The sequence below is a fragment of the Rhizobium sp. GCM10022189 genome (genome assembly GCF_042656325.1).
Classification (GTDB): domain Bacteria; phylum Pseudomonadota; class Alphaproteobacteria; order Rhizobiales; family Rhizobiaceae; genus Rhizobium.
Genome location: NZ_JBHSOR010000046.1, coordinates 33786 through 56455, shown reverse-complemented (window position 1 = coordinate 56455; position 22670 = coordinate 33786). Strand labels below are relative to the sequence as shown.

Annotated in this window: 25 protein-coding genes; 9 read left to right on the top strand and 16 right to left on the bottom strand. The window is 63.4% G+C overall.

What is annotated here, in order from left to right:
* The first annotated feature begins 7 nt into the window (after positions 1-7).
* The gene (locus ACFPWW_RS18465; RefSeq protein WP_377312862.1) at positions 8-1498 is read left to right on the top strand and encodes an acetyl-CoA hydrolase/transferase family protein; all 1491 of its coding nucleotides are present in this window, start codon (positions 8-10) and stop codon (positions 1496-1498) included.
* 27 nt (positions 1499-1525) lie between these two features.
* Here ACFPWW_RS18465 and ACFPWW_RS18460 read toward each other — a convergent pair whose 3' ends face one another.
* A complete protein-coding gene (locus ACFPWW_RS18460) occupies positions 1526-1975 on the bottom strand; it encodes a universal stress protein (RefSeq protein WP_377312861.1) in 450 nt (149 codons plus the stop codon).
* A gap of 158 nt (positions 1976-2133) precedes the next feature.
* Positions 2134-2697, bottom strand: a complete 564-nt coding sequence (locus tag ACFPWW_RS18455) for a threonine transporter RhtB (protein WP_377312860.1) — start codon at positions 2695-2697, stop codon at positions 2134-2136.
* A 260-nt stretch (positions 2698-2957) separates the two neighbouring features.
* On the opposite strand from ACFPWW_RS18455, the gene ACFPWW_RS18450 reads away from it, so the two are divergent.
* Positions 2958-3170 (top strand): hypothetical protein, encoded by a 213-nt coding sequence (locus tag ACFPWW_RS18450; protein ID WP_112568937.1) that lies wholly within the window; start codon positions 2958-2960, stop codon positions 3168-3170.
* A 12-nt stretch (positions 3171-3182) separates the two neighbouring features.
* Here ACFPWW_RS18450 and ACFPWW_RS18445 read toward each other — a convergent pair whose 3' ends face one another.
* The 6 genes from ACFPWW_RS18445 to ubiT all read right to left on the bottom strand — a co-directional run bounded on the left by ACFPWW_RS18445 (position 3183) and on the right by ubiT (position 6889).
* Positions 3183-3539, bottom strand: a complete 357-nt coding sequence (locus ACFPWW_RS18445) for a hypothetical protein (RefSeq protein ID WP_377312859.1) — start codon at positions 3537-3539, stop codon at positions 3183-3185.
* Between the two features lie 23 nt (positions 3540-3562).
* Entirely contained in the window at positions 3563-3745 is a 183-nt protein-coding gene (locus ACFPWW_RS18440) for a twin-arginine translocase TatA/TatE family subunit (protein WP_112568933.1), read from the bottom strand.
* Between the two features lie 329 nt (positions 3746-4074).
* Positions 4075-4497, bottom strand: a complete 423-nt coding sequence (locus tag ACFPWW_RS18435; RefSeq protein WP_377312858.1) for a hypothetical protein — start codon at positions 4495-4497, stop codon at positions 4075-4077.
* Positions 4494-5411, bottom strand: a complete 918-nt coding sequence (gene ubiV / locus ACFPWW_RS18430; RefSeq protein WP_377312857.1) for a ubiquinone anaerobic biosynthesis protein UbiV — start codon at positions 5409-5411, stop codon at positions 4494-4496. Before ubiV ends, ACFPWW_RS18435 begins: the two co-directional genes overlap by 4 nt.
* Before the next feature lie 3 nt (positions 5412-5414).
* Positions 5415-6392 (bottom strand): ubiquinone anaerobic biosynthesis protein UbiU, encoded by a 978-nt coding sequence (gene ubiU, locus ACFPWW_RS18425; RefSeq protein ID WP_377312856.1) that lies wholly within the window; start codon positions 6390-6392, stop codon positions 5415-5417.
* A complete protein-coding gene (ubiT, locus tag ACFPWW_RS18420) occupies positions 6383-6889 on the bottom strand; it encodes a ubiquinone anaerobic biosynthesis accessory factor UbiT (protein ID WP_112568923.1) in 507 nt (168 codons plus the stop codon). Before ubiT ends, ubiU begins: the two co-directional genes overlap by 10 nt.
* A gap of 101 nt (positions 6890-6990) precedes the next feature.
* Here ubiT and ACFPWW_RS18415 point away from each other — a divergent pair, with 101 nt between their 5' ends.
* Both ACFPWW_RS18415 and ACFPWW_RS18410 read left to right on the top strand, forming a co-directional pair.
* Positions 6991-8499 carry a UbiD family decarboxylase gene (locus ACFPWW_RS18415; protein ID WP_377312855.1) on the top strand — a complete coding sequence of 503 codons (1509 nt, stop codon included), beginning with the start codon at positions 6991-6993 and terminating at the stop codon, positions 8497-8499.
* On the top strand, positions 8483-9121 hold the full coding sequence (locus ACFPWW_RS18410; RefSeq protein ID WP_112756932.1) for a UbiX family flavin prenyltransferase: 639 nt from the start codon (positions 8483-8485) through the stop codon (positions 9119-9121). Before ACFPWW_RS18415 ends, ACFPWW_RS18410 begins: the two co-directional genes overlap by 17 nt.
* On the opposite strand, the gene ACFPWW_RS18405 is transcribed toward ACFPWW_RS18410, so the two are convergent.
* Positions 9076-9756: an NnrU family protein gene (locus tag ACFPWW_RS18405; RefSeq protein WP_377312854.1), complete on the bottom strand. Its 681-nt coding sequence runs from the start codon at positions 9754-9756 to the stop codon at positions 9076-9078. The genes ACFPWW_RS18410 and ACFPWW_RS18405 overlap by 46 nt on opposite strands.
* Before the next feature lie 216 nt (positions 9757-9972).
* On the opposite strand from ACFPWW_RS18405, the gene ACFPWW_RS18400 reads away from it, so the two are divergent.
* From ACFPWW_RS18400 to ACFPWW_RS18380, 5 genes are all read left to right on the top strand, one after another.
* On the top strand, positions 9973-10515 hold the full coding sequence (locus ACFPWW_RS18400) for an iron transporter (protein WP_377312853.1): 543 nt from the start codon (positions 9973-9975) through the stop codon (positions 10513-10515).
* Positions 10515-10865: a cupredoxin domain-containing protein gene (locus ACFPWW_RS18395; RefSeq protein ID WP_377312852.1), complete on the top strand. Its 351-nt coding sequence runs from the start codon at positions 10515-10517 to the stop codon at positions 10863-10865. Before ACFPWW_RS18400 ends, ACFPWW_RS18395 begins: the two co-directional genes overlap by 1 nt.
* Positions 10862-11716, top strand: coding sequence for an FTR1 family iron permease (locus ACFPWW_RS18390; protein ID WP_377312851.1), 855 nt, complete (start codon positions 10862-10864; stop codon positions 11714-11716). The genes ACFPWW_RS18395 and ACFPWW_RS18390 overlap by 4 nt, the downstream gene beginning before the upstream one ends.
* The gene (locus tag ACFPWW_RS18385) at positions 11713-13098 is read left to right on the top strand and encodes a 4Fe-4S binding protein (RefSeq protein ID WP_377312850.1); all 1386 of its coding nucleotides are present in this window, start codon (positions 11713-11715) and stop codon (positions 13096-13098) included. Before ACFPWW_RS18390 ends, ACFPWW_RS18385 begins: the two co-directional genes overlap by 4 nt.
* Positions 13099-13385: 287 nt before the next feature.
* On the top strand, positions 13386-13673 hold the full coding sequence (locus ACFPWW_RS18380; protein ID WP_377312849.1) for a hypothetical protein: 288 nt from the start codon (positions 13386-13388) through the stop codon (positions 13671-13673).
* A gap of 125 nt (positions 13674-13798) precedes the next feature.
* Here the strand turns inward: ACFPWW_RS18380 and ACFPWW_RS18375 are convergent, their stop codons facing one another.
* Genes ACFPWW_RS18375 through ACFPWW_RS18345 form a run of 7 tightly spaced genes read right to left on the bottom strand, consistent with a single transcriptional unit; the run spans position 13799 to position 22607 of the window.
* Positions 13799-14791 carry an FAD:protein FMN transferase gene (locus ACFPWW_RS18375; protein ID WP_377312848.1) on the bottom strand — a complete coding sequence of 331 codons (993 nt, stop codon included), beginning with the start codon at positions 14789-14791 and terminating at the stop codon, positions 13799-13801.
* Positions 14784-15344, bottom strand: coding sequence for a nitrous oxide reductase accessory protein NosL (locus tag ACFPWW_RS18370; RefSeq protein ID WP_377312847.1), 561 nt, complete (start codon positions 15342-15344; stop codon positions 14784-14786). Before ACFPWW_RS18370 ends, ACFPWW_RS18375 begins: the two co-directional genes overlap by 8 nt.
* Positions 15341-16168 carry an ABC transporter permease subunit gene (locus ACFPWW_RS18365; protein WP_377312846.1) on the bottom strand — a complete coding sequence of 276 codons (828 nt, stop codon included), beginning with the start codon at positions 16166-16168 and terminating at the stop codon, positions 15341-15343. Before ACFPWW_RS18365 ends, ACFPWW_RS18370 begins: the two co-directional genes overlap by 4 nt.
* Positions 16165-17082, bottom strand: coding sequence for an ABC transporter ATP-binding protein (locus tag ACFPWW_RS18360; protein ID WP_377313036.1), 918 nt, complete (start codon positions 17080-17082; stop codon positions 16165-16167). Before ACFPWW_RS18360 ends, ACFPWW_RS18365 begins: the two co-directional genes overlap by 4 nt.
* On the bottom strand, positions 17082-18458 hold the full coding sequence (locus ACFPWW_RS18355; RefSeq protein WP_377312845.1) for a nitrous oxide reductase family maturation protein NosD: 1377 nt from the start codon (positions 18456-18458) through the stop codon (positions 17082-17084). Before ACFPWW_RS18355 ends, ACFPWW_RS18360 begins: the two co-directional genes overlap by 1 nt.
* Positions 18458-20377, bottom strand: a complete 1920-nt coding sequence (gene nosZ, locus ACFPWW_RS18350) for a TAT-dependent nitrous-oxide reductase (protein ID WP_377312844.1) — start codon at positions 20375-20377, stop codon at positions 18458-18460. Before nosZ ends, ACFPWW_RS18355 begins: the two co-directional genes overlap by 1 nt.
* A gap of 46 nt (positions 20378-20423) precedes the next feature.
* Entirely contained in the window at positions 20424-22607 is a 2184-nt protein-coding gene (locus tag ACFPWW_RS18345) for a 4Fe-4S binding protein (RefSeq protein ID WP_377312843.1), read from the bottom strand.
* Between the last annotated feature and the right edge of the window lie 63 nt (positions 22608-22670).

The window sequence follows — 22670 nt, the reverse complement described above, 5'->3', positions numbered from 1 at the left end:
ACCTGCCATGTTCAAGGATCGTCTCCGGAGCAAGCAGCTCTGGGATCGCATCGTCGGTGCCGACGAAGCTGCCAAGCTGATCACCGACGGCATGACCGTCGGCATGAGCGGCTTCACCCGCGCCGGCGAGGCCAAGGCCGTGCCGCTCGCCCTGGGGGAAAGGGCAAAGCGTGATCCGCTGAAGGTTACGCTGATGACCGGCGCCTCGCTCGGCAACAATCTCGACCGGACGCTCGTCGAAGCCCATGCCATCGCCCGCCGCATGCCTTTCCAGTCCGACGCGGTCATGCGCAAGGCGATCAACGCCGGCGAGGTGATGTTCATCGACCAGCACCTGTCCGAAACGGTCGAATTTCTGCGCAGCGGCCAGCTGGCACCCGTCGATGTCGCCGTTATCGAGGCAACCGCGATCACCGAGGAGGGCGGCATCGTGCCGACCACCTCCGTCGGCAATTCGGCGAGCTTCGCCATCCTAGCGCCGAAGGTGATCGTCGAGATCAACCTGTCGCAGCCGGAAGCGCTCGAAGGGCTGCACGATATCTATATCCCGACAAGGCGGCCAAGCCGCGAGGCGATCCCGGTCGTGACGCCCGACAGCCGCATCGGCACGCCCTTCATCCCGATCCCGCCGGAAAAGATCGCGGCGATCGTCGTCACGCAGAGCGGCGACAGCGCGTCCACGGTCGAAGCGCCGGACGCGGAGACGAATGCGATTGCCGGCCATCTCACCGAATTCCTGCTCAGCGAAGTGCGGCAGGGAAGGCTGACCGAGCGCCTGCTGCCGCTCCAGGCAGGTATCGGCACGATCGCCAACGCGGTCCTTCACGGATTTGCCGAAACGCCTTTCCACGACCTCACCATGTATTCCGAGGTGCTGCAGGATTCGGCCTTCGATCTCATGGACGCCGGCAAGCTGAATTTTGCCTCCGGGTCCTCGATGACCTTGTCGACGGCGAAGCATTTGCAGGTATTTTCCGCGATCGAGCGCTACAAGCGCCAGCTCGTCCTGCGCCCGCAGGAGATCAGCAACCATCCCGAAGTCATCCGCCGCCTCGGCATCATAGCCATCAACACGGCGCTGGAACTCGATATCTACGGCAACGTCAATTCGACCCATGTCGGCGGCACGCACATGATGAACGGTATCGGCGGCTCCGGCGATTTCGCCCGCAACGCCTATATGTCGATCTTCGTGACGAAGTCGCTTGCCAGGGACGGCGCGATTTCGCGCGTCGTGCCGATGGTCAGCCATGTCGACCATACCGAGCACGACGTCGACATTCTCGTGACGGAAATCGGTCTTGCCGATCTGCGCGGCCTGGCGCCGCGGGAGCGGGCGGAGGTCATCATCGCCAACTGTGCCCATCCGAACTATCGCGAAGCGATGGCGGACTATTACAAGCGCGCGCTGCTGCGCGGCGGGCAAACACCGCATCTGATCGAGGAGGCGCTCGGCTGGCACGACAATCTGCGTCGGACGGGGAGGATGTTTGGCTAGTGACCCGGCCGGATCCGACGAAACCCGTTACCGCGCAGGCCGGCCCGGCCCCTGGCCCGCACTCGGTTTGCGATCGACGAGGACCGAGCATTTGGCGTGTCGCACCACGCGGTCGACCACGGCCCCGAAAATATAGTCGGTAATATCCGGCACATGGGTCGACAGGATGATGAGATCCGCCTTCTTTTCCTGCGCGGCGGTCAGAAGCACCCTGGCCGCGCTGCCGGCATGGACCTCCACCAGGGCAGGGATCTTCATCTGCCGGCAGAGCAGCGCGAGCTTCTCCTCGGCATTCTCTATGGCGGCGGTCTCGAAGTTTTCCGGCAGGCTCGCCGCCATATAGCGCGGGGCGGCTTCCAGGGCGTGGATGACGAAGATCGAGCCGTCCTTGTCGATGAGGCCGGCTGCCCTGTTCAGGATGCGCTCGGCGGTCCCGCGAGGGCCGGTGCCTATTGCGCAGACTATCGTTCGGTACATGTCGGATCACTCGCCTCGCCTGCCGGATGATCTGGCAATTCTAGCCGCTCGCACGGACCGTACATTGACCAGCATCAAGAAACCGTCCGCCGCCGCACCGGATGCAGGGCAAGACGCAAGGACACAGGCGGGCTGCCGGCGAAAATCTCACATGGCGATCAGGACCACAGCGCGCTGACGGCAAGGGTCAGGGAGAAGGCGACGAGCACCGCGCAGCCGCAATGACGCACGGCAGGCGGCATTTGTGCATGGCGTCCGACGAGCAGGCTGCCGAGGCCAAGCCAGATCGCCGACGTTGCGGTCGCGCAGCCGGCGAATATCGCCATCGCGCTCGTCGGTTCCGCCTGGACAGCGGGCACGAGCGTGAGGCCGATGATGATGGCCTTGGGATTGAGCAGGGTGGTGACGAAGAGCTGACCGGCGCCGAGCCTGCTCCGCCCGCCCGCCGGCGCCGGAACCAGGAGCTTGAGGGCAAGATAGAGAACCCAGCTTGCCGAGATCAGCTTGACGATGCCGGCAACGCCCGGATGGCCGTTGAGGAACGGGGCGGCGATGCCAGACACCGGCACGATGACGACGAGATAGGCAGATACCACCGCGGCGACGAGCGACAAGCACCGCGAAAGCGTCAGCGCTGTAGAAGCCAGGGCCAGAACGGCATTGGTCGGACCTGGAAGGATCAGCAGCGAGACGATGGCGATCGCGAATGTCGGCAGGTTCATCAGATCCGGTCCTTGCGGGTGTTTCTCACCCTTGCCACGAAACCGGACGGACGATTTTGATCTGTGTCAGTTCGAGCGCCGCCCGGTCGGATTGAGATTTGTCAAGGACGGGCAAGGAGAGAGGCGATAGCAAGGGCGATCGATATCCGTCCGTCATGCGAAGACGTGTGCGCCCTTGTGCCGCGTCAGCGAAGGCGGAGGGGGCTCTCGCATTACCGCGGGGGTATGAAATCCATGTTCGAAAGGCAGCCTGTCCCGCCATGCTTCTGAGAGACCTCGATCCGGCCACCGCCAGGCGCGTTCTGCAGGTCTATGACGGTATCGCGCAGGCGCCCTGGTTCAATCGCAACCGTGCCACCGAATGGGAGCTGCTCAAGCTCGTGCTGCGTCATGTCGCGCGCGACCAGGAGGAGGACTATCTCCGGAAACTGTGTACCCGCGAGGCGTTCGAGCGTTTCTGCCGGAGCGCCTAGCGCGGGGACGGATCAATTCGGCGGGGAAGGGACGGCGGCGATACTGCCGATGCCCTGCCACGTCCACAGCGGCTCCGGCTGTGAATGACCGCGGCGCCAGCGCCTGACGTCGGTTGCGGTGACGACCAGGATTTCGGCATGCTGCGGATCGCATTCGCCATAGGCGAGCGCGATCTCGCAAAAGCTGTGCAGAAACTGGAAAAGCCGCGCTTGGCTGGCGCGCGGCGGCGAGGCGATGCTGAGCAGCGCCCGCCTGGTGACGATGAGAGGCCTGATGCGGTCGGCGACCCGAAGATCGATGCGGCCGCACTTTTCCCCCTCGTCGAACCGGGCCGAAACGATCGAATAGGCGGTAGTGGGTTCAGTCATGGCCGAACCCGCCACGATCCGGATCAAGGCCGATCTGCATCGCCGTTCCCATCCGTCTTGCCGCCCTCTTCGTCGTTGATGCCCTTCTTGAAAGCCCGGATCCCGTGTGCGACGTCACCCATGAGTTCGGGAATCTTGCCGCGTCCAAACAGGATGAGGACGATGGCGAGGACGATCAGCCAATGCCAGGCGCTAAAGCTTCCCATTCCAACTACTCCTTGCGATATGGCGAGCTTATGCTTTCCGCTTCGGCCGTGATTGATCTGGCGCAAATGCAACCATGTTTGTGAAATCGGCGGTCAGCCGCCGCAGCTGCCCTACGCGCGGATTGGCGAATATCGATGCCCGCCCGCCGCATTTCCGTCGCCTCCACGCCGACCGTCCGGCGGGCTGCCGGCATTCGGTTCCGGCCTGGGGATCGGCTGTGGACGCAGGAGCAGCATTTCGAGCGCCGCGCGCGCCTCGCCTGCGGCCGAACTGTCGCAACCCAGGAATTCGAGCATGTCGAGGTGCCGGTCCGGGCGATACTCTGCCGTCATGACGGACGTTCCCCAGTCTCTTTCGTATGAAAGGTTCGCTCCGCGTCAAGAATGTCGTGACGACTTGCGACGAAGGCCTTGAGAAGTTGAGAGCCGATCTTCGCCTGCTTTGCCACATCGTCGAAAATCAGAGCCGCTTCCTCGACCTCGCCGATCTCGGAGGCGGGTCCGAACTGCTCGACTTCCCTCAAAAGCTCCAGCAGCGTGGCGACCTTCGTTCGCTGGCGCAGTGCCGACATGAACAGTTCCTGCACAACGGCGGCTCTTTGCCTCGGCGCCAGATGCGCGAGCAGTTCGCCGATGATGAGGGTGCAGCTGCAGTCGGCGTCGGGGTCCTTCGCAAAGGCCTTTATCTGACGCACGGCAGAGAGGATCCGCCTGTCGCCGGCAGCATTGGTTTTCGCCAGTCTCATGGTCATTCTGTCAAATCCCTTGCGTTCTTGAGGCGCGCGACCCATTCCGCGCCGGTCTTGCCGTGATGGAATCCGTTCGACAGCGGAATGTCCGGATAGACGTCACGCAGCCTTGCCAGCGCCTGCGCGGGCTCGATCTCTCCAGTGAGAACTTTGCGAAAAGCCCAGGATACTTCGACCATGTCGCAGGTCTGCGGCGACAGTCGGAGCGAACCGACGCCTTGCGCGGCCCATTCGTCGGAGTGCTCCAGCAGGGCCTGACACGTATGCGACAGCGTCTGCACGCCATTCAGGGCAAGAAAGGGCTGTCCCGAGATCGTGTTGACCGCGATGCCATCCGGATCTTCCTGGCAGACGAACTGGCAATTGTCCTTGGTTCGCCCTTTCGAGCGCGCGTGGGCGCAGCGTGCGGAAATGGCGAGCGGCATGCGGCCGAAAGCGAAAATCTCGACGGCAATGTCCGGACAGGTCCTGGCAATGGTTGCGACGGACGCGGCCGGAAGCTCGGGCGGCAGGCAGATTGCGGTCGCACCATTGGATGCCAGAACGCGGGCGGCAGCCGCGTTGTAGACGTTGATGAACGGTCCGACGGTGTGCGGCCGGCCTTTCAGGAGATGGAGGGCGGAGAGATCGTTCGCCTCTACCAGCCGGCTATCCTCCTGGGCGAGCGCCCTTTGATAGTTTGCCTCGCGTTCGAGCGTGACGAGCGCCAGCGTCGAGAGCCTGACGTCCTTTCCGGCGGACTCCAGCCGGTCGATGACGGCAGCAAGCTCGGCTTCCATGAAATGCAGCCGCTTCGAGCAGATCGTCTCGCCGATGACGACGACATCGACGGGCGCCTCGTCGGCGATCTCGAAATAGAAATCACGCCAGCGGTCGCTCGGCCAGAGATATTGGAGTGGGCCAAGTGTGAGCTTCATCACCTACCTCCACCGCTTCTCGTAGGCGCCGTGGGTCGTTTCCAGCCCTTCGCTGAGGGCCTTCAGGCGGGCCATCAGAGCCGGACGTTCGGCAGGTGCTGCTTCCATCGTCGCACGGAGCGTGGAGACGACCTGCGAAATATAGGCCTTGCCGCGTTGGCGTCCCTCGACCTTCAGCGCCGTGACGCCGGCTGCCCGCAGTTCGTCCAGCTGATCCATGACGTCGAGCGAAACCGGATCCTCGAAGGCATAGGTCTTGCTCTTGCCGATCGCAAAGCGTCCCTTGCACAAGGTCGGATAACCGGCCGGCTCCTTCTCGGAGAACCTGTTGATCGTAAATCCGCCGAGTTCCGACACCATGTCCCTGCCCTCCTGGCGGTAGCGGACATGGCTTGCCGGCGAGCAGACGCCGTTCATGTTGGGCGATTTTCCGGTTGCATAGGAAGACAGGGAGCATCGTCCCTCCGCCATCACGCAGAGGCCGCCGAAGACAAAGACCTCGAGTTCGCAGGATACTTGCCGGGCGATGCGGGCGATATCGGCGACCGTCAGCGTCCGGGGAAGGACGACGCGGGCGGCGCGGAAACTTTCGACCAGATAGGCAAGGGCGTCCGGATTGGAGGCCGAAGCCTGCACCGAAATGTGCAGGCGCTGATGCGGATGATGTTCGGCAACATGCGCCATCAGCCCGAAATCGGCGACGATCAGCGCGTCCGCGCCGGCCTCGGTCGCCTCCTGCGCCCGGCGATACCAGAGATCCTCCCGCCCTGCCGTCATGAATGTGTTCAGCGCCACGAACGTCTTGACGCCGCGGGTGCGGGCGTAGGAAACGGCCTCCCGCAGTTCCTGCAGATCGAAATTCAGGCCTGGAAAGTTTCTGGCATTCGTTTCGTCGCGAAAGCCGCAATAGACGGCATCCGCGCCGGCATCGACGGCTTCTCGGAAGGACGAGGGAGTTCCGGCCGGGCATATCAGTTCCATCTGGCGCCCTCGGCTTTGAGTGCATGGCGCCGGACGGACGAGAGTGCCGCCATCACAGGGCGGCGGATCGGCCCCGACATGTCTCCTGCCAGTTTCACCAGATCGATCCCGCTGTCGTCGAGTGCATTTCGAAGCGCGAGCACGGCTTCCATATTGCCGGTCACGGCAAGCTTGCGGGCAAAGAAGACGGCGTCGCCGTCCAGGCGGCCCTCGGCAAGGCCGAGCATCAGCAGCAGGGGGCCGCTGATCCTGGCATCCGCTTCCGGCGCGCGCCCGCGCCGGTAGGTGCGGATGGTGCCGCCGGCAGGCCGGATCACGAATTCGAAGGCAAGGTCCGAAGGGGCAAAGCCAAAGCACGAATAACGATAGTCCCCGAGCCGGTCGAAGAGCCGGGGGTGGGATTTGAGCACCTGCTGGAACAGCAGGGATGCGGCGCGGGCCGCGATGGGCAACGGCACGATGCCGGCCGCAGCCATCAGGCGGGATGAAACAAGCATTGAGGCCTCTTCTCGTGAGAGTGGCACCCTACGACCTCGAGCCTTCGTCCTGTTTGTTTTTGGACAAAGACAGGAGCGGTTTCCTCGCCGATTGCATCCCCATGTTGAACGATGCGCCCAAGATCAAACGTCATGCCGACCTGCAATCCTTCATGCGTGAACTCGAGCAGCGGCGGCTGCTTCTGTCGGTCGACGAACCCGTGTCGCTCGTCCACGAGCTGACTGCGCTGCACAAGCACGTCCTTGAGGAAAACGGACCGGCCCTCCTCATAAGGGCGCCGATCGATGCGGCAGGACGGCGCAGTCCCATCCCCGTGCTCGTCAACCTGTTCGGCACCAGGGAGCGCATCGAGCTTGGTTTCGGGGTCGGGGCGGGTGGCCTTGGCCGGTTGGCGGAGGATCTCGCCGATCTCCGCCACCCCTCTCCGCCGAAATCGCTTTCCGATGCCCTCGGCAAGCTGCCCCTGCTCAAGGCGGCAAGCCGCATGCGGCCGCGGCACCGACGCACGGCCCTGTCGCAGGCGGTCGTCTACCGGGGTGCGGAGATCGACACCGGCATGCTTCCGGTCCAATGGTGCTGGCCGGGAGAACCGGCCCCGCTGATAACCTGGCCGCTGGTGATAACCTGCGATCCCGACGATCCTGACGACGTCAACGTCGGCATCTACCGGATGCAGGTTCGCGACCGTTCCTCGCTGATCGTGCGCTGGCTTTCCAATCGCGGCGGCGCAAAGCACTTCCGCCAATGGCAGCGACGCGGCCAGGACATGCCGATCGCCATTGCGATCGGCGCAGACCCCGCAACACTCCTTGCCGCCGTCATGCCCTTGCCGGAAGGCATGAGTGAAATGAACTTTTCAGGGCTCCTGCGCGCAGCGCGCACGCAGGTCGTCAACGCGCTGACCGTGCCGCTCGCCGTGCCGGCCTGCGCCGAAATCATTCTGGAAGGGAGCGTGTCGATCGACGAAACCGCGCCGGAAGGTCCCTATGGCGACCACACCGGTTACTACAACAGCGTCGAGCCCTTTCCGGTCGTCCGGTTGAGTGCCATCACCATGCGCCGCTCCCCCGTCTACCTGTCGACCTATACGGGCCGTCCGCCCGACGAGCCGTCCAGACTGGGAGAAGCGATGACGGAACTGATCGTGCCGATCCTGCGGCGCCAGTTTCCCGAAATCCGCGATTTCTGGCTGCCGCCGGAAGCCTGCTCCTACCGCGCGGCGGTCGTCTCCATCGACAAGCGGTATCCGGGACAGGCCCGCCGGGTGATGATGGGGCTCTGGTCGATGCTTCCGCAGTTCAACTACACCAAGCTCATCATCGTGGTGGATGCCGATATCGGGGTCAGGAGCTGGGAGGACGTGATGTGGGCCGTCTCTACGCGGTTCGACGCCGCGCGCGACCTGACGGTCATCGAAAACACGCCGATCGACTATCTCGATTTCGCCTCTCCTCGGGCAGGTCTTGGAACGAAGATGGGTCTCGACGCCACCCGCAAGATCGGAGCGGAGAGCGACCGCGAATGGGGGCGCGAGCTTATCATGCCGGCAGACATTGCCGCGCGCGCGGCAACAACATGGGAAAGGATCAAACGTGACATCGCTTCATGAGCAGCGCGACGTCGTTCTGGCCGTTACCGGCGCCTCCGGTGCGGCTATCGGCCTTGCCATCCTCGATCTTTTGTGCGGGCTCGACATGCGCGTACATCTTGTCGTCTCGCAAAGCGGCAAGCGGACCCTCCTGCACGAGGTCGGGGCCGAGGTCCACGACCGGATGCTGCCGAAGGCATACAGAAGCTACGACAATAGCGATATCGGCGCCACCATCGCCAGCGGCTCGTTTCCTGTCGCGGGGATGATCGTCGCGCCGTGCTCCATGAAGACGCTTGCTGCGATTTCGACGGGCCTTTCGACGAGCCTTGTGGCCCGTGCCGCCGACGTGCAGCTCAAGGAGAGGCGCAGGCTCGTGCTGATGACGCGGGAGACGCCCCTGCATCTTGGACACCTGCGCAACATGACATCGGTCACGGAAATGGGCGCGATCGTGATGCCGCCGGTTCCCGCCTTCTACAATCGGCCGCGGTCGGTGCAGGAGATCGTCGACCACCTTGCCCGTCGCGCCGTCGATCTCCTGGACTTGCCGATCGCACGGCAGTCGAGCGCCTGGCCCGGCGAGGCGGACTTCGCTCAGCCGAAGACGGAAATCGGATCGGCGCCAAAAAGCAGGGCGTGACCGCCCGCAAGCAGCAGCCAGGCGGTCAGCGCCAGCGTGGCCGCCGCCGCTGCGACAAGAGCGGCGTCCGATTTCGGCCGCACGCCCGAAACAAACGCCGCCAGGGGCCAGACGGAGGTCTGCGCGGCGCAGATCTCCCAGCGATCGCAAAGGCGCTTCCTCGCCCGGCGCTCGGCCATCGGAATGCCGGCAAGCGCAAACAGTCCAAGGCCGCCAAACAGCAGGAGAGAACGAAGGTCGCCGTTGGCGATGACATGGCCGAGCGCCCAGAGCGCAAATCCCCATTGCACGGGATGCCGGGTAATCCGCACGACCGCGCCGGCCGGTCCCGACGAGCGGATCGAGATGGACAGATGGTTTGCGCTCATCAGGCCGGCGAGCACGAGAAAACATCCTATCGGCGCGAGCATGAAGGTCATGGCGGCATGCCACGGGCGAAGCTCCCATAACGGAACGTAGTCGAGGGCGAGCGCTGCTGCGAAGAGCCAGGCCAGAGCCGCCAAAGAGGCAGCCGAATAGGTGGCGATATAGGCCGGCTTGCCGATCGACCGGATGATGCGAAGGCGAATGTCCGGGATCGCCGGGATCGAATGCAGCATGAGAAAGACGGCAAATGCGCCGATGAACTGGATCATCCGGGTGTTACCTCGCCATGTCGAAGGTGATGTATCGCCACCGGTCCTTCGCGACTTTGACCAAAATCAAGCAATGACGATGGGCGAGAGGATTTCCGTTGCGTGGCCGCCAAAGGCCTGCCCCGTGTTAATCCGTGCCTCTTTGCGGTAGCGCAAAGAGCAAGGCGATCGCGCTGTTAAACGTGACGGCAATACTCATCTTTAGGGATTGCCGTCATGCTCCGTGCCACCAGCCTACTTGCCGCTCCTCTCCTTCTCGTCGCAGTGCCGCTTGGCCTGCAGGCTGCCGAATATCCGATCGGCTCGCCCCAGATCACGGCGGGCATGGAAGTGGCGGCCGTCTATCTGCAGCCGATCGAGATGGACCCGCCGGGCATGATGCGCGCGGCAGCGGAATCCGACATCCACCTGGAAGCGGACATCCACGCCACCGCCGACAATACGAACGGCTTTGCGGAGGGCGACTGGCTTCCCAACCTGCATGTGGAATATGTCGTGACAAACCTCGACAACGGCGACGAGCAGGTTGGGGCGCTGGAACCGATGGTCGCCAGCGACGGGCCGCATTACGGCGACAACGTCAAGCTGTCGGGACCGGGCCGCTATCAACTCGAACTCAACGTTCATCCGGGCGGCCACGGCGAAATGTCCTTCGGCCGCCATGTCGACAAGGAGACGGGCGTTGCGCCCTGGCCGGATGCATTCTCGCTGAAATTCGACTTCGTGTTTGCCGGCGTCGGCAAGAAGGGCGGCTATTGATGCGACCCATCGGCTGGTCGGGACGGCTGCTGGCCGCAGCCATGCTGCTGACGGCACCTTGTCATGCCGCCTTCGCCGAAGGCGAAGATCCGGTTTTCGAGGTGCATTTCAGCAACGGCATCATCTCGCCCTCGGTCATCGAGGTGCCTGCGAATACCCGTTTCAAGCTCGAACTGCACAATGACGGTTCGACCCCCATCGAGTTCGAGAGCATTCCGCTGCGCAAGGAAAAGGTTCTGGCGCCCGGCGCATCGAGCTTCCTCGTATTCCGTTCGCTCAGCGAAGGAGACTATGCCTTCTTCGACGACTTCCATCTCGACATGCCCCCGGCAAGACTGATCGCCCGATGAACCCGGATCTTACTTTACAGACATTCGAGATCGCCTCGGTGGTCTGGCGGGAAAGCTTCGAGGCCCTGCTGGTCGTCGGGATCCTGCTGACCTGGTCGGTGCGGGCGGTTCCGGCGGCACGCGCGCGGGCAACCCGCTGGATTTTTGCTGGCGCGGGCGCCGGTCTCGTCCTCGCCCTGACGCTTGCCCTCGTCATGAGCAAGGCGGCCGATGTGCTTGAAGGAGATGGCGAGGATATCCTGCAGATGGTGATCGCCGCGTTGGCCGCGGCCCTCATGCTGAGGATGGTGTTCTGGATGCGCGCCATGGAGCGCGGCCAGACCGGAGATCTCGCAATCCAGGCTGTCCGGCATGTGGAGGCCGGCAACTGGCTCGGACTCTCCGTGCTGGCGGCACTGGCGGTGGCGCGTGAGGGTGCGGAGACGGTCGTTTTCCTGTATGGGCTGATGGCGTCCTCGCAAGGTTGGCAGGCCGGTTTTGTCCTTGCCGCAGGTCTGTTTGGCTTCGTGCTTGCCGCAATCAGCTTCTGGGCGTTCAGGACCGGTTCGAAATTGATCTCCAGGGGGGTGCTTGCACGCGTCAGCGAAGCGCTGCTTCTGATCCTCGGAAGCGGGCTGACGATGCTTGTCGTCGACAAGGCGATTTCGCTTGGGCTTGTTTCGCCGATGACGGGACCGCTATGGGATTCAAGCCGCCTGCTTGACGATGGCAGCGGTTTCGGTGCCTTCCTCGCCGGTCTCGTAGGCTACCGAGCACGGCCGGAGCTTTTTCCGCTTCTGAGCCTCGGCTTCTACTGGCTGATCGCGTCCCTGGCCTATGCGCCTCCGCTGACCGGCAAGGCGCCCGCATGACTTCTCATGGTGGCGGCGTGCCGGCGGTTGTCGCCAGGTTCGGCGACGTGCTCCTGCGAAACCAGGCATCCATCCGGCGTCTTCAATGGGCAATGGTGGCAATCTATGCGAGCCTTCTTACGGTTCCGCTGCTGCTGCCGCTTCCCACGCATGCCGATTACCTGTGGAACAATGCCGTCCGGTTTGCACAGTTCGTTTTCTGGGGCGTCTGGTGGCCGTTCGTCGTCCTCGCCACGGCGCTGGTGGGCCGCTTCTGGTGCGGCATCCTGTGCCCGGAGGGTGCGCTTTCCGAACTTGCCAGCCGGCACGGCGCCGGCCGGGCAATTCCGGGATGGATGAAATGGTCCGGCTGGCCGGTCGTCTCCTTCATATCGACCACCGTATACGGGCAGCTGACGAGCATCTACCAGTATCCGAAACCCGCCGCGCTGCTGCTCGGCGGCTCGACCTTCGTGGCCATCGTCATCGGCGCGCGCTATGGAAAGGCAAAAAGGGTCTGGTGCCGGTTCCTGTGCCCGGTCAACGGCGTATTCGGCATCGTTTCGAAAATCGCGCCGCTGCATTTCCGGACCGACGCAGACGGCTGGCGCACCGGTCATCAGCAGCAGGGGCGGTCGAATGCCGTCAACTGCGCGCCGCTCATTCCCATCAAGACCATGCAGGGCGCTTCCGCCTGTCACATGTGCGGCCGGTGTTCCGGATATCGCGGCGCAATCCGGCTTTGCTGGCGCAATCCGGCCAGCGACATCGTGCGCGGCTCCGGTCGGCTCGCGACCATGTGGGAGACGGTTCTGATCGTTCCGGTTCTGCTCGGGCTGGTTCCTGCCGCGCTGCATTGGTCCGATAGCGGTCTCTTTCAGGTGATCCGCCTGTGGCTGGTGGAACGATGCCTCGATCTGCAGCTGGCCTGGCCGCTCTCGCTGCGCCTGCCGTGGTGGATCCTGACCGACTATCCCCTGAAGAACGATGTCATGACGTCGGTGGATGCCGCCGCTCTCCTGATGCTTCTGTCGGCTTCGGTCGCGGCGGCCACCGCCCTGTTCGGCATTCCGCTTGCGGCATGCGCAAGGATCCTGCGGATGAAGAGGGGCTTGCCTCACCATCTCGCCCAGGCGCTCATTCCGCTTGCGGCAGCCGGTCTCTTCGGCGGGCTGCTCTCGTTGACCATCTCGCAGCTGCGCTCCGACGGCATCGTCATACCCTGTACGGATCTGTTTCGCGGCGGCCTCGTTCTTGCCGCGGCCGTATGGTCCGTTGTCTTGGCGTTCCGGATTGCGGCGTTCTACGATCCACGCCGTGCCGCCAGACTATGGGCGACAGCCGTCATGGCCGCTCCGATCGCGTTGTTTTCGGCCGCCTGGATCGCGGCATTTCTCGCCTGAAGCGAAGGTCGAAAAGCCGCTCAGCCCGTCTTGTCCGGCCGGCCCTTGGGCAGCTCGGCGAGACGAACCGGGCGCCTGCGCCTGCGTCTTCTGATCTCCACGGTGAACGGCTTCTGCAATGTGCGCATCGGCATTCCTTTCCCTTGTCCGAAACGCGGCCCGGCGCCGCGAGCCATCACGGGAATCCTACGGCCTTGGGCCTGCATTCTCTTTGAGGGATGTCAAAGACATCGGAGCCCGACCGGTTATGCTCTCATCCGTCATGGACGAAAGAGGAGGGAGCCCGGATGTTGCCGAGGTTCATCACCGCATTCCTGAAATCCTCCGGAGAGACAGGCGTCGTGCTCATGGAACACGACGGCGCGCAGCGCGTGGTCATCATCGATCGCGAAGCCCTGCGGGAGATCAGCAGCCCGCCGCGCGCCGACGAAACCCGGCTGCAGGAAAATGTCGGCACGATATGTGAAATCGCGACATCGAAGATGCTGCTGCAGCCGCAGTCGGCATTTTCGCCGATACGCGTATCGAAAGACGACATCGAGGCGTGGAAGGCGTCGCACGACACGCTGCACTGAGGAGCGTCACGCAGGATTGCGCCACCTGATCCCTCCGGCAGTGTATGCAGCTCGGCAATTCTGCCGTGCCGCGAGCCTCCCCCGTGGGCGGAGTTGGCAAAGGCACACCCGGCAATCTTCGCTCGTCACGCGCTGCCTTCGAAACGCGCGTGGCTGCCGTCCAGGCCCACCAGATCGACGAGCAAATCCTTCCGCGTCCTGGCCACCGAGCGGATGCCGGCCTCTTCCATCAGGCTGAAAGCCGTGGAGAGGGCGTCGGCTGTCGTCGCGTCGTCAGCCACGACTGAGACGCGTCGATAGATGGCCGGTGCGGTACCGTCACGCGGATCAAGGATATGACCGAAGCGGCCGCCTGCGTCAAAATGAAAGCCTGCAGCACTGGAGGTTGCGACGGCCTTGTCGACAATATCCAGTATCCGGTCGGGACGATCGTCGAACTGGCTGTCCGCCAGTCCGATCCGCCAGGGGGTTCCGTCCGGTTTGGAGCCGATCGCCCGATCCTCTCCCATGTCGACCAGGCTACTCGTCACGCCGGCGTTTCGCAGCAGGTCGACGATGCGGTCCGTTATGTATCCCTGCGCGATGCCGTTCAGGGTCAGTGCCATATGCGGGCGCATGACCACACGGTCTCGATTGAATACGATCCGGTCGAAGCCGATCTGTTCGAGCGCCCGGCAGACCTCGGGCCTCGCCGGACCCGACGGGTCAGCGTTCGGGGCGGAGAAATGCCTGTAAAAGAGCGACCAGAGCGGCTGCACGGTCGGATCGAAGGCGCCGGAGGTCTGCTCCCAGAAGGCCCGACTGCGTTCGAGCAGGGATACGAGGTCGGGCGAGGGAGCGGCAAGCGCTCCCGTCCTGTTCAATTCCGCAAGTGCTGAATCGCTGCGGCTGAGGCTGAACACCGTTTCCAGCCGCGAGACCTCGGCAGCGACCAGCTCGACAAGGCGGGCAGCCTCGGCCGGGTCCTCATGGTTTAGAATCAAGGTTGCCGGCGCGCCGAGCGCCTGTCCCGTCCAGATCTTCGCCGGGACCGCGGCGCCAGCGGTCCTTAGCAGCGGCAGCCCTGCCGCGGCTGCGAAGATTGCGATCGCCCGACGACGGCTGACCGGTCTAGCCATGATGCTCTGTCTCCATTTTCCCGTCATCGGCGGCGGGGCTGCCCGTTTCCGCGCCCGAGCCCAGGACGTAGTCGCGGGGAACGCTGCCGAACGTCACCACGCTGCCGCCGTTGCTCGCCGCGAACTGCGTGGCGGCTTCCCTGGTCGAGAAGGGCACGGTCTCTTCCGCTCCCATGCCGCTTCGCAGCGAGCTGCCGATGACGTAGAATGCCTTTCTCGCGTCAATCCAGTTCTCCGTTCCGGGCTTGTCCCAGCTTGGGGCCTTGCTCATGTCGGACACGTAGATGGCGACATAATCTTTCGGCTCTTCCGGCAGCATCGTGAAGGCGAGCGTATCGCGTGCCGACGAGAACCAGATCGGCTCGCCGACCCTGGCGTCAAGGATGACCTGCCCTTTGGGTCCCGCATGTTCGAGCACGTTCATGCCGCAATATCTGCCGATGGCATCCGTTGTCAGCGCGAATGGGGGCGGGGGTGCCGGTGGCTCTTTATCCTCACATCCGGCCAGCAATAGGGGGCACAGGAAAGTCAAGGCGAAGATCATGGTCCTCATAGCTCTCTCCTTGAAAATATCAGGGCGGCAAGTGCCAGCGGCGCAGCAGTCCAGGCGCCGAGGACGCCGACCAGCGTGGCGCTGCTCAGCCCGGCATGACCTGCGACACCCGCCATGCCTGAGAAGGCCCGGGTCTCGCCGGAGCCGAGATTGAGCATCCGGTAGGCATCGGTCGGGTTGAGCATGAGAAGGGCGTCCAGCAGGCCGCCGGGGAGGGCATGTCCGCCGGCTGCGACCAATGTGCCGAGCAAGGCCATGTCGTAGATCAGCACGAAGAAGAGCCAGACGCCGATGGCAATGCCGCCCGCCGTGCTGCGTTCGCCTGCCAGCCCGCTCACCAGATAGCCGATCGCCACGAACACCGCACCGAGCAGCACGGACGAGGCCAGCATCGCGGCGAAAGCCGCTGAGCTCGCGGCGTCGATTGCCGTACCGGTCGCCGCCAGCGCGACAGCTGCCGCGCCGTACCCGAAAAGCGTTGCGAAGGAGAGAATGGCGATATGGCCCAGAAACTTGCCCGCGATTACCTGTTTGCGGCCGATCGGATAGCTGAGGAGCAAAAGCATGGTGCCGCGCTCCATCTCTCCGACGATCGCGTCGTGAGACAGCAGGAGCGCGATCAGCGGCACCAGGAAGATGGTGAGACTGGAAAGGCTCACGATGACCACGTCGAGCCTGTTCACGCCGACGCTTCCCGTGGGCGCGCTGCCCAGGAACGAGAGCGTCAGCGCCAGCGCCGCCAGCAGAATGGTCGTCGCCAGGACCCACCTGTTGCGCAGGCCCTCACGGATCTCCTTGGCGGCGACGATCAGGATATTCTTCATGCACGCGCCCTCCCGGCGTTCAGGAAATGCGCGTAAAGGTCGTCCAGGGTCGGTTCGTTGACGTGGAGCATCGCAACGTCGTCGGGATGGGCGGTCACTTCCTTGAGCAGGGCGATCTTGTCTTCCATCGCCACCTCGAATTCGAACGTTTCCGGCGCGGTCGGCTTCCAGGCGACGGCGACGCTCTTCGGACTTCTGATATTGGCGCCATGGCGAAATCTGACGCTTACGCGGGTGGGAAGCCGCGCGAGAGCCCGCAGATCGTCCAGCGTCCCGTCGGCGATCGCCACGCCGTCGTTCACGATCAGCACCCGGTCGGCCCGGTCTTCGAGTTCGGTCAGCGCATGCGACGACAAGAGGATGGTCGTTCCCTTCGCGCGCAGTTCGCTCAACAGATCGTAGAACCGCCGGCGCAGCGCCGGATCGAGGCCGCTCGTCGGCTCGTCCAGCAGCAGGAGACGAGGCTCGCCCAGCAGGGCCTGCGCCAGCCCCAGTCGCTGGCGCATCCCCTTGGAATAGGTGCGCACCGGCCGGTCTGCCGCGGCCGCGGCCAAGCCGACGCGCTCCAGGAGATCCATCGAGTTGGAAGGGGAGACGCGCTTCAGCCGCGCGTAGAAAGCAAGTGTTTCGCGGCCGGTCAGGGCCATGTGGAAGGCGACGCTTTCCGGCAGATAACCGAGCCTCTGCCGCACGGAGAAATCGCCGCTCGAAGGATCCTCTCCCATGACTTCGATGCTGCCGGCCGACGGGCGGATGAGGCCCAGCATCAGCTTTATCAGCGTTGTCTTGCCTGCGCCGTTATGGCCCACCAGCGCGACGGTTTCGCCCTCGTTGAGCGCAAACGAGATGTCCTTGATTGCCTGCACCTCGCCGTAGCGCTTGACCACGCCGGAGAGGAGAACGGTTGGGTGCATCATTGCCCTGCCTCCGAATGCAATGCGGGAGGTTCCATCAACGGGTGGCCGTCGACCACGCCGCCGGGCAGCAGGGCCGGAAACTGCGCCTGCGCCCATCGAATGAACTGGACCGCCGGGCTTGTGGTGAGAACCTTCGCCTGGGGCGCGGTCCACAGGACCTTGTCGATGAGATCGTTGGGACGGTAAGCGTTGTCGCCGACGCCGTCGCCGTCCAGATCGAATGCCGGATTGTCGCTCCAGTAGTTGCCGCGACCGTCCTGGGACCAGTCCAGATACCGCGTTCCGACATATTTGACCTGGTTGCGGTTGTTGATGAACGAGTTGCCGCTGACGGCATTTCCTTCCGACCCCGCGGTGAAATGAATGCCGATTCCGCAGCCGTTGAACTCGTTGCCGATCAGCCGGTTCTTGTTTGCATTGTAGACGAAGACGCATTTTTCGGGGCCGACACGCAGTCCCGTTCCGTCTGCGTTGGAGCGCATCGGATCGTCGTCCGCGGGCAGTTCGTCGGTGGAGCCGCGGGAGCCGCCGGTCGTCCACCGATCTTCAGGCTGCAAGCGCCCGCGGACTACGTTGCCGCTGATCAGCGAATTGTTGGCGAAGTTCAGGAGCACGCCGTGATCGCGGTCGCCGTCGGAGACGTTGTCGACGATCTTCAGCCGGCTGGAGAACATGATCGCGTAGCCGACGACGTTCCCGACCGAGACGTTTCCGCGGATTTCGCTGTCGTTGGTGTACATGTAGTGGACAGCAAAACGAAGGTCGTGGAAACGGTTGTCGCTGAAGACGTTTTGCTTGCTGGCGTTGGTGGCGATCCCGTCGCGGCCGAAACTGATGTCGTTGGAAAGGACCTTGGCGCCGGGAGCGTTCCAGACCGTGACGCCATTTCCGGCTTCGCTCAGCCGGCCCTCTTTCAGGCCGACGATCCTGTTTGCGCGCGTTATGGAGTCTCTCGCGCCGTGGATGTAGATGCCGTAGAGGTTCTCCGCCACGAGGTTGTTCTCGATCACCGCACCCTTTGCCGCCTCGGTCGCAAACACGCCCGAATCCATCGTCTCGAGGTTTGTGCCCGAACCGCGGATCTCAACGCCGCGCAAGGTCACGTCGGCGGCGTCAATGGTTACGACCGTGCCGTGGCCGTTGCCGACGATGGCCGCGCCGGGATCGCCCTCCACGACCACCGGTTTCCTGATCGTCAGCGGTCCTCTGTAGCTGCCGGGGCGCAGGATGATCCGGTCGCCGGCAGCCGCCTGCCCGACGACCGCGGCCAGGTCGGTCCCGTCGGCGGGCGTGACGACGCGATCGGCCGCTCCGGCGGGCGAACAGGTGGCGGTCCAAAGGACCGCCACCGTTATGACAACAGCCTGGCGCATCAGGCTGACTTGGGTTCGACGAGCATGCGGCCCTTCATTTCCATGTGCATGGCATGGCAGAACCACGAGCAATAGTACCAGTAGACACCCGGCTTGCTTGCGGTGAAGGTGACGGACGAGGTCGCCTGCGGGCCGATCTCCATGTTGATGCCGTAGTTGACGATGGCGAAGCCGTGCGTCAGGTCCTCGACTTCGTCGATATTGGTGACATAGACCGTCACCTCGTCGCCCTGTTTGACGGTAAAGGATTCCAGGCCGAATACCGGCGCCGAGGACGTCATGTAGACGCGCACCTTGTTGCCGTCCCGGATGACCTGCGAGTCGATCATCAGGTCGATATTGTCCTTCTTGGCTTGCGCGACCGCATCGGCAAAGAAGGGGTCGTCACGGCTCCAAAGGCTGACCGGGTTGATCTTGGATGCATGCACGATCGTCGCGTCGTGCGGCTCGGCGAAGGTCGGGTTGTCGTGCACGAGAACCATCTCGTCGCCCGAAATGTCGATGAGCTGGTCGCTCTCCGGTTTCAGAGGCCCGACGTTCAGATACCGGTCCTTCGAGAATTTGTTGAGCGAGATCAGCCACTTCCCGTCCGCTTCCTTGGTCTGGCCCATCGAGGTGTGATTGTGCCCCGGCTGATAGTGGACATCGAGCTTCTGGCGGATCGGATTGACTTTCTCGCCGGCGAAGGCGCGCTTGGCGTCCTCGATGTTCCACTTGCAGATCTGACTGTCGATGAACAGGGTGGTATAGGCGTTGCCGCGGCCGTCGAAAGCGGTGTGCAACGGGCCGAGGCCGAGCTGCGGCTCCGCGACCACCGTGTCCCGAGGCTGGATCTTGTCGTCGAACAGGTCGTCGAACTTGCGGACGTCGAAGACGGTGACGGTGGGCGAAAGCTTGCCCGCGGCCACGGCGTGAATTCCGTCGGGCGCGGTGTTCATGCCGTGCGGGCCGTTGGAAACCGGAATGTAGCGGGTGTAACGCGAACCGTGCCGTCCGTCGATGACGGGCACGCCGCCGATTTCCTTGTAATCACCCTTCTCTACGGCTTCCTCGATGCGCTTGATGTTGAAGACCACGACCCAGTCCTGGTCCTTCGCCATCATCTGCTCGAGATTGACGCCGTTTTCCGAATTGTAGCAGGTCGCAAAGCAATATTTGCCCTGATAGTCGGCATCGACATTGTCGAGATTGCCGTCGACGATGACCTGCCAGGCAACCTTCATCGTCTCGCCATCGACGGCCGTAAACACTGCCTGGTAGCTCTTGGGATCGTCGAGGACCTTGCCATCGTTGGGGATCGGTACCCCGTCTTCGCCGTTGCAGAAGACGTAGCCGGTTTTCGGATATTTCTGAACGCGCAGGCCGTGAACCGTGTGCTGGTTCGGCAGTTCGATGATCTTGTCGCACTTCATCACGTCGAGGCGGATGCGGCAGATGCGGGTATTGGCCTTGTCGTTGGCGTAGAGATAGCGCCCGTCATAGGTGCCGTCGGTCTGCGACGGATGCGGATGGTGAAGGTCGCCGTTATGATAGACGCCGCCCCGGTCCTTGAGGAATTCGACCGTCTGGGGAAGCAGGCCTTCCGTCAGCACCTTGCGGCTCTCGTTGGTCAGGCCCCAGCCCGTCGCGCTGCAGCGGTTGAATACCGGAACGCGCATGATCTCGCGCATCGAAGGAATGCCCACGATGCGGACCTCCCCGGTCTGGCCGCTCGAAAAGAACGTGTAGTATTCGTCGAGCTCGCCGGGCTTGACTTCCCATGTCTGGCGTCCGGACTCGGCGGCCATGGCGGGCGTCGCGACTGTGCCTGAAAAGCCCAGGACCCCACCCGCCGTCGCCGCTCCCGCCGCCGCGGCCATGGCCGTGGTGCCCAATAGCTGACGTCTGTTGAACACCGGCTGTTTGTCTTCCGTAGACATGCTTTCTCTTCCTTCGTTATGGCCGCGAGCGAAGTGCCGCAGCCGATTAAGCTCGTTCGATAGGTTTGCCCTTGTGGGTGACGACGGTCTTTGCCGGCTTCTCGCCGCGCGATTCGGGAGTGGAAAGCGCCATGAATTTCTCGCGCTTCAGCCGCACCTGGATCATGTGCGGACAGCGCTGGTCGTCATGGTACAGTTCCTGGCAATGCATGCAGTAGATGCACTCGTTTACATTGATCTGGCCCTCGGGATGGATGGACTGCACGGGACATTCCTTGGCGCAGCGGTGACAGGGCGAGCCGCATTCCGGGTAGCGCTTCAGCCACTCGAACATGCGTATCCGGCCGGGAATGGCGAGCGCGGCGCCGAGAGGGCAGAGGTAGCGGCAGTAGAAGCGTTCGATGAACAGGCTCGCGACGAGCAAGGCTGCCGCGAAGACGACGAACGGCCAGTCCCGCACGAATTTCAGGATGATCGCGGTCTTGAACGGCTCGACCTCGGCCGCCATCTCGGCGTAGCTCATCGAATAGAACGACAGTCCGAAGAGCCCGAGGAAGATGATGTATTTGATGGGCCAGAGCCGTTCATGCAGGCCCCAGGGCAGCCTTAGCTGCGGGATTTTGAGACGCTTTGCCGCTTTGCCCAGAAGTTCCTGCAACGCACCGAACGGGCAGAGCCAGCCGCAGAACGGGCCGCGTCCCCAGAACAGCAGGCCCGCGGCAACCGCTGCCCAGAGAACGAAGATGAGCGGCGCGGCGAGAAAGAACTCCCATGTGAAATTGGTGATCAGCGCGTTCGTGAACGTCAGCACGTTGACCACGGACAACTGCGCATTGGCATACCAGCCGAGCCAGACGAGCGTGAACACGAGGTAGCCGTTGCGCACCCATGCAAAGAGTTTGGGCCGTTTAACCAGCCAGTCCTGGAAGAAGAAGATCGACGTCAGGACAAGCAGCGCGCCAATCGTGATCCCGATATTCAGGCGGTTGCTGTCCCAGATGCGGATCCACAGGGCATCGGTTTCCTGCGCCTGATCCGACACGTGCTCCTGCGTGGGCGGCTCGGGCAAAGGAGCCGCGGTTTCGGCTGCGCTGATATATTGCTGCGGCAACACGTATCCGAGATTGAAGGGAATGATCGCCTTGTCCCGCGCGTCGCTGCTGCTGCGCTGTGCGAGCAGCTGGAGTTCCCACGGTTCGGTAACGTCAAACGTGAAGTCCGACGGAACCACGAACAGTGCGATCTCTCTCAGGCTTGGAGCGTCAGAAGCGGCAAATGCTGCGATCCGGGTGTGGTTGCGATCGCGGAACCGGAGACCTTGCCCGTCCTGCAACAGTTCGATGCGATCGAAAATGCCGCCTCGGACATAGCCCGATCCCTTGAAGGAATAGGCCCCGTCCCCGGCGACGAGAATTGCCGACTGACCTGGCTGCAGGCGGCTCCGCAGGCGCTGGTATGCCGCATCGCCAAGAAGACTTCTGCCGATCGTCGGAACGCTGACCGGGGCCACGTAGAGGTCGATGAAGCGGTCGTCGGGGTTTGCTGTTTCCGGGTGCGATGCCGCGTCTGCGTGCCCGGCTTGCTCGAAAGCTTTCGAAACCTCTCCCACCGACAGCCGCAGGCTGCGAATTGAGCCGTCGCCAAGAAGCGTTTGCCAGTCTTTGACATCGCTCCGGGAGAGATCCAGCGTTTTCACGTCGGGCTGCGCGTTAAGGCCGGTTTCGCCGCCCGTGTGCAGCCGGTTGCTTTGGATGAGCTTGACCGCGGAGCGTATGACGCTGTCGCCCATGACGAGCACCGTCACCGTGGCGCCGCTGACGATCTCCACCTGCGGCGGACGTTCTTTTCCGGCCGCTACAGGGCTGAGATTCTTGCCGATGATGGAATTGAGCGCGGCGACGACCTTCGCCTGGGGAATGCCGATCAGGACGATCGGTTCATGATGTTCGATGAGCTTGATGCCGCGAACGACGCCTGAAGTGTCGATGCCGACGGCGATCTGTATCGGTTTGCCGGAATATCCGGTGGAGCTGGTGAAATCGGAGCTCAGATAGGCATAACCCACCATTTCCTGGCCCCGGTATACCGGCGCGATCGGCGGCTCTCCGGACGGATCGCCGAAGCGATCGGCACCCTCGAACAGTTCGCCGGGCTGGACCTTGCCCAGATATGCCGAAAGCTGGCTTGCGGCGAATGAAGGGGAAATCGAGATCGCCGCAAACGCGATCATCGCAAGCCAGAAGACGGCTGTGGTCCGTATTACCGCACTTAGCCTCTGTGATCCCATCCCACC